The following is a 6,650-nucleotide window of genomic DNA, read 5'->3' as shown; positions in this document are numbered from 1 at the left end:
CCGATACCAATACCGTTGTCACGGATCGTGACCGTGTGAGTACCGTCCGCGGTGGTGACGCAGCTGACCACAATCTCGCTGGCGTCGGCATGTTTAATCGCATTCAGCACTGCCTCACGCACAATCTGTAAGAGGTGCACCTGTTTTTGCGCGTCCAGCGCAAGCGATGAGAGACGGCAGTCAAGCACCAGCTTCGCGCTGGTCTGGCTTTGCAAACCGTCGAGAGACTCCTGTAGCGCGGCAGGAAGATTGGCGTGGTTGAGCGTCAGGCGGAAGGTGGTGAGCAGCTCGCGTAGCTGGTGCCAGGCGTTATTCAGCTCGCGGGAGAAGTCCGTAATGATGGTCTGGGCCGGGGCATTGTCGCCCGGCACGGCATGCTTCAGCAGCGTAAGCTGAATACGCAAATAGGAGAGCACCTGCGCCAGCGAATCATGCAACTCGCGCGCGATGGTGGCGCGCTCTTCCATCAGCAGCAACTGCTGATAATGTTTCTGCGCCTGATTGAAATAGAGCCCCCGGCCCAGCATCGTCGCCACGCTTTCCATGAGCGGCAGTGGAACATCCCCGGTCGCGCTTTGCCAGCGCAGTTCGCCGTACAGGGTGTCCTGCATTAAAACCGGTAAATTGTGCATTTTCTCGCCCGGGGACTCCTGTCCTTCGTAAAGCTGCCAGTCGTCACTGGTGCGCAATTGCAGGTAATTCATCTGCGTATAGTCATGCACAATTTGCAAAATATGCCGGAAGCAGTGGCTGTCTATCTGCCCGGTATTCAACGCCTGTGAGCATTTGAACAGCATTTCAAGCTGCTGATGCGCTTCATTCAGGTGGCGGGTTTTTTCGGCAACGGAGTGCTCCAGGGAACGGTACAGGGTGTGTAATTCCGCCGACATATGATTGAAGGCGCGGGAAAGCTGGCCCAGCTCGTTGGGAAGCATAATATCCGGCGCGGGGGTATCGAACTGCCCCTGTTCGATACGCTCGCTCGCTGCCACCAGATTATTCAGCGGCAGCACAACCTGACGGCGGATGCGCCGCAGGGTCATCACCGCCAGCAGCAGGATGCCCAGGCCGCCCGTCAGCGACATGAAAATCACCAGCTGAATCTTATGTTCGGTGTAGTGCTGTAGCGCCAGCACAAAGGCATCTATCCGGCCCACGAAATCCTCTATGTGGCTCTGATACCACCCGGTATCGCCGCTGGCGATACGCGTGTCCATCTCCTGCCAGCCAAGCTGCAACTGCTGGTAACGCTGTTTGACGTCCTCTGGCACATACCAGCGGTTTAGCTTCTGCAACGCAGGCGCGCTCAGCGTTTTCTGCCAGACCGCGCGGTGCTCTGCCAGTGACGGGCTGGCGCGCTGCATTTCGTAGCCCAGGCGGTAGCTCTGCATGCGCAGCGATCCGGCGATGTTAATCGCCTCGGCGTCGCGCTGGCTGCTGGCGAGTGTAACCAGCGCAATGGCGCTGATCAGAACGGACAAGACAATCATCGAAAAGAAAGCCCGAGCCAGGCTTCCCGATACGGGGCGTTTAACGGTCACTCATCAGCTTCCTGAATTAAATTGATCTGCCACAGGTTCACTGGAAATAGTTCGCCTTCCTGGGCATTTGAACATTGCGTCGCCATGCCACTGTGGGTAAATACGATAACAATATAAAGAATAAGGTTATTGAACCAAAAACAGGTGTTGTTATGAATCGTTTTATTATGGCCAACGCTCAACAGTGTATCGGTTGTCGCGCCTGCGAAGTTGCCTGTGTGATGGCGCACAACGGGGAGCAGCACGCGCTGAGCGAGCGCCATTTTCATCCCCGCATTACGGTCCTTACCTCTGGCTTGCGAAAAAGCCCAGTGACCTGCCACCACTGTGAAAATGCGCCCTGCGCGCAAAGCTGCCCGAACGGAGCCATCACGCAACACAGCGACAGCGTACAGGTCAATCAACAAAAATGCATTGGCTGTAAAGCCTGCGTGGTGGCCTGCCCGTTTGGCACGATGGACATGCTGATCACCCCGCTTGAAAACGACAGCGTAAAGGCCTCGGCGCACAAATGCGACCTCTGCCTGGAAAGGCCGCAAGGCCCGGCCTGCGTTGAAAACTGCCCGGCAGAGGTGCTTACGCTCGCCACCCCAGCCGTGCTGGATAAGCTGGTTAAACAGCGCCGACAGCGCAGCGCAAGGCTGGACGCGCTGCCGTGGCACAGCGAGGCGGTTCAGTCAGTCCCTCCGCAAACCAAACGGCAACAGATGCAAAACACCCCGGCGTGCGGTGAGCCGGATAAGCTCAGCCCCGACGCGCGCGCCGGCCATTTTAACGAGATCTACTTGCCGTTTCGCCCGGAACAGGCGCAGCGCGAAGCATCCCGGTGCCTGAAATGTGGCGACCACAGCATTTGCGAGTGGACCTGCCCGCTGCATAACCATATTCCGCAGTGGATTGAGCGGATCAGGGCGGGGGATATCATCGGTGCGGCTGAGCTTTCTCACCAGACTAACTGTTTACCGGAAATTACCGGCCGCGTCTGTCCACAGGATCGATTATGTGAAGGCGCCTGCACCCTGCGGGATGCGTCAGGGGCGGTAACCATCGGTAATATCGAACGATATATCTCGGATCGGGCGCTGGCGATGGGCTGGACGCCGGACGTCAGCCACGTTACACCGGTCGGTAAGCGCGTCGCCATCATTGGTGCCGGTCCGGCAGGGCTGGCCTGTGCCGACGTACTGGTGCGCAGCGGCATCGGTGTGACGGTCTACGATCGCCATCCAGAAATCGGCGGATTGCTGACCTTTGGTATTCCGGCCTTCAAGCTGGATAAATCCCTGTTAGCGCGGCGCAGAGAGATATTCAGCGCGATGGGTATCCGCTTCGAGCTGAACTGCGAGGTGGGAAAAGACGTGTCGATGGCCCAACTGCAAAACGACTACGATGCCCTGTTCATCGGCGTAGGGACCTATCGTTCCATGAAAGCAGGTATCCCTCATGAAGACGCGCCGGGCGTGTACGACGCGCTGCCGTTTTTAGTGGCAAATACGCGGAATGTGATGGGCCTTGATCCTGCCGCAGACGAGCCGTTTATTGACACGCAGGGGTTAAACGTGGTGGTGCTGGGCGGGGGCGATACGGCGATGGACTGCGTGCGCACCGCGCTGCGACATGGCGCGGCGAAAGTAACCTGCGCCTATCGGCGGGACGAGGCCAACATGCCGGGCTCAAAGAAAGAGGTTAAAAACGCGAAAGAAGAGGGCGCGGCGTTTGAATTTAATGTCCAGCCGGTTGAGCTCACGCTGGATACCGACGGGAAGGTCAACGGTATCCGGATGCTGCGCACCCGTCTGGGCGAGCCGGATGCGCAGGGGCGGCGTCGTCCTGTCCCGGTGGCGGGCAGTGAGTTTGTCATGCCAGCGGATGCGGTGATCATGGCGTTTGGGTTTAATCCGCACGCCATGCCGTGGCTTCAGGCGCAGGGCGTCGAAACCGACGACTGGGGGCGCATCAGGGCCTCCGTGGAGAGCCGTTATCGTTACCAGACCTCGAATCCGCAGATTTTTGCTGGCGGTGATGCGGTACGTGGTGCGGATCTGGTGGTCACCGCGATGGCGGAAGGGCGCCATGCCGCGCAGGGGATCATGGACTGGCTTGGCGTGCCGCCGCGCAACATGCATTAACGCAGACGGGCGACAAAGCGGGCATCACGGCGTAGTATAAACAGACTCATTTTGCCGTGGAGCCCGTATGTCCCTGAACATTACCGTTATTAAAGACAAAATCCTTTCTGAAAATTACTTTGTCCTGCGTAACATCACTTACGATCTCACCCGTAAGAGCGGGGACGTCATTCGCCATAAACGCGAAGTCTACGACCGGGGCAATGGTGCAACCATTCTGCTGTATAACCGTGAAAAGCAAAGCGTGGTGCTGATCCGCCAGTTTCGCATCGCGACATGGGTCAATGGCAACGCGGACGGACGTCTGATTGAAACCTGTGCAGGTCTGCTGGACGACGATGAGCCGGAAGTGTGTATCCGCAAAGAAGCCATTGAAGAGACGGGTTTTGAGGTGGGGGCGGTGCAGAAAGTCTTTGAGCTGTTTATGTCCCCTGGCGGGGTTACCGAGCTGGTTCACTTCTTCATTGCGGAGTACACCGATGCCCAGCGCACGCACCGGGGCGGTGGCGTGGACGATGAAGACATTGAAGTGCTGGAAATGCCTTTCGCTCAGGCTGTCGACATGGTGAAAAGCGGCGAGATCCGCGACGGTAAAGCGGTGATCCTGTTGCAGTATCTGCAAACCAGCGGTTTGATGAATGCTGCGTCGGTAGCGTGATAAGTTGTATTTCAGATAAATCTATCCGATAAATCCGATTGAGCCAGCCCGCCCAGGGCACGAAGATACGCCCCAGATTGACCTATTCGTTTCCGGGGCTGTGCCGTTCATGCGCTACTGCGTTTTTCTTCTCTTCTTCATTTGCGTGCTTCCCGCGCCTTTGGTGTGGGCTGCGCCTGCGCAGCAGTCTTTTTCAGACTGGCAGGTGACCTGCAATAACCAGAATTTCTGCGTAGCGCGCAACACCGGCGAGCATCGCGGTCTGGTCATGACGCTGAGCCGCAGTGCGGGGGCAAAAACGGACGCCAGCCTGCGCATCGATCTCGGCGGTCTTTCGACGCCTCCGGTGAAAGAGCCTGACATTGCCCCGCGCCTGCTGCTCGACAATGTGCCGCTTCAGCTCACGTCGCAACACTGGCAGTTAACCCCCTGGCATCTTAAAACAGACGATACGGGCACCATCACCACGTTTCTGAAAACCATTCAGGAGGGGCAGGCGCTGACCCTGCGCGGGGGGAAGCAGACAATCTCTCTGGCCGGTCTGAAAGCGGCGCTGCTGTTTATTGATGCCCAGCAAAAACGCGTCGGAAGTGAAACGGCATGGATTAAAAAAGGAGATAGTCCACCGCTGAGCGTGCCGCCTGCGCCGGCATTAAAAAAGGTGGCAGTGGTGAACCCCACGCCAACGCCGCTGACGCATAACGAACTTAACGATCTGCTGGATTACGGTACCTGGCGCATGAACCACAGCCAGTGCTCCCTCGATCCGAACCGGCGTGAAGTGCGCGTGACCGCGTTGACCGATGACAAAGCGCTGATGATCATCAGCTGTGAGGCGGGGGCGTACAACACCGTCGATCTGGCGTGGCTGGTGTCGCGTAAAAAACCGTTTGCTGCCAGAAGCGTGAGATTGCGCCTGCCGTTTACCCCTTCCAGCCAGAGTAGCGACATGGAGCTGATGAATGCCAGCTTCGATGAAAAAACGCGCGAGCTGACCACGCTGGCACTGGGACGCGGGATTGGCGACTGTGGGATCCAGACCCGCTGGCGTTTTAACGGCCAGCGTTTCCGCCTGGTGCGCTACGCGGAAGAGCCAAGCTGCGATAACTGGAATGGGCCAGATGCCTGGCCCACGCTGTGGATCACCAGGTAGGGCGCTGTCGCTTACCGGGCCTACGTTTTAGCGATTTGTAGGCCCGGTAAGGCGTAGCCGCCACCGGGCACGAAGACGGCACTACAGCACGCTCAGCGCCTTCTCCACCACGTTCTCAACGGTAAAGCCGAAGTACGGGAACAGCTTATCGGCCGGGGCGGATTCACCGTAACCCTTCATGCCGACAATCGCCCCTTTCAGACCCACATATTTGTACCAGTAGTCGGCAATGCCAGCTTCAACCGCCACGCGCGCCGCGACGTTTGAAGGCAGCACCGATTCGCGGTACGCCTCATCCTGGGCATCAAAGATATCCGTTGAAGGCAGGGAAACCACGCGCACCGCGTGACCCTCGGCGGTCAGTTTCTCGGCCGCTTTTACCGTGATTTCCACCTCTGAACCGGTGGCAATCAGGATCACGTCCGGCTTACCGCCGCTGTCTTTCAGGATGTACCCGCCGCGGGCGATATTTTTCACCTGCTCCGGCGTGCGCTCGATCTGCGCCAGGTTCTGGCGCGACAGGATCAGCGCTGTGGGTCCGTTATGGCGCTCTACGGCCAGCTTCCAGCCCACAGCCGCTTCAACCTGATCGCACGGACGCCAGGTACTGAAGTTTGGCGTCAGGCGCAGGCTCGCCAGCTGCTCTACCGCCTGGTGCGTCGGCCCATCTTCACCCAGTCCGATGGAGTCGTGGGTATACACCATGATTTGCCGCGCCTTCATCAGGGCCGCCATACGCGCCGCGTTACGGGCATATTCGACAAACATCAGGAAGGTGGCGGTGTACGGCACGAAGCCGCCATGGTGGGCGATACCGTTGGCAATGGCGGTCATCCCGAACTCGCGCACGCCGTAGTGGATATAGTTTCCGGCAATGTCTTCCTTCAGGGATTTAGAGCCAGACCAGATGGTGAGGTTACTTGGCGCCAGATCCGCCGAGCCGCCCAGCAGTTCGGGCAGGACAGGGCCAATCGCGTTCAGGGTGTTTTGTGACGCCTTACGGGTAGCAATTTTCGCCGGGTTAGATTGCAGGTTTTCAATCAGCGCCTGAGTTTTCTCTTCCCAGTCTTCCGGCAGGCCACCGCTCATGCGGCGGTTAAATTCGGCCGCCAGCTCTGGATACGCTTTTTTGTAGGCAGCAAACTTCTCGTTCCAGGCCTGCTGCGCTT

General features: G+C 58.3%; 5 protein-coding genes. 3 read left to right on the top strand and 2 right to left on the bottom strand.

Annotated elements, in window-relative coordinates:
* The coding region (narQ, locus tag HP459_RS20145; protein WP_171936715.1) for a nitrate/nitrite two-component system sensor histidine kinase NarQ at window positions 1-1,541 on the bottom strand (1,541 nt) is incomplete at its 3' end.
* Window positions 1,542-1,693: 152 nt separating this feature from the next.
* Here narQ and aegA point away from each other — a divergent pair.
* The 3 genes from aegA (at window position 1,694) to HP459_RS20130 (ending at window position 5,481) form a co-directional block, all read left to right on the top strand.
* Window positions 1,694-3,670: a formate-dependent uric acid utilization protein AegA gene (aegA, locus tag HP459_RS20140; protein ID WP_171936714.1), complete on the top strand. Its 1,977-nt coding sequence runs from the start codon at window positions 1,694-1,696 to the stop codon at window positions 3,668-3,670.
* A 67-nt stretch (window positions 3,671-3,737) separates the two neighbouring features.
* The gene (gene nudK / locus HP459_RS20135; RefSeq protein ID WP_022648962.1) at window positions 3,738-4,328 is read left to right on the top strand and encodes a GDP-mannose pyrophosphatase NudK; all 591 of its coding nucleotides are present in this window, start codon (window positions 3,738-3,740) and stop codon (window positions 4,326-4,328) included.
* A 109-nt stretch (window positions 4,329-4,437) separates the two neighbouring features.
* Entirely contained in the window at window positions 4,438-5,481 is a 1,044-nt protein-coding gene (locus HP459_RS20130; protein ID WP_023300667.1) for a DUF1176 domain-containing protein, read from the top strand.
* An 81-nt stretch (window positions 5,482-5,562) separates the two neighbouring features.
* Here HP459_RS20130 and HP459_RS20125 read toward each other — a convergent pair.
* Window positions 5,563-6,650: transketolase C-terminal domain-containing protein (locus HP459_RS20125; protein WP_301541000.1), on the bottom strand; the 1,088-nt coding region annotated here is incomplete at its 5' end.

The organism is Enterobacter sp. CM29 (assembly GCF_013179605.1).
Lineage (GTDB): Bacteria > Pseudomonadota > Gammaproteobacteria > Enterobacterales > Enterobacteriaceae > Enterobacter > Enterobacter intestinihominis.
This window is presented reverse-complemented; position numbering and strand designations above follow the sequence as displayed.

Excerpts from the sequence above, each read along its gene's own strand:
- aegA (WP_171936714.1), top strand. The coding sequence starts at position 1,694 with ATGAATCGTTTTATTATGGCCAACGCTCAACAGTGTATCGGTTGTCGC.
- nudK (WP_022648962.1), top strand. The coding sequence starts at position 3,738 with ATGTCCCTGAACATTACCGTTATTAAAGACAAAATCCTTTCTGAAAAT.
- HP459_RS20130 (WP_023300667.1), top strand. The coding sequence starts at position 4,438 with ATGCGCTACTGCGTTTTTCTTCTCTTCTTCATTTGCGTGCTTCCCGCG.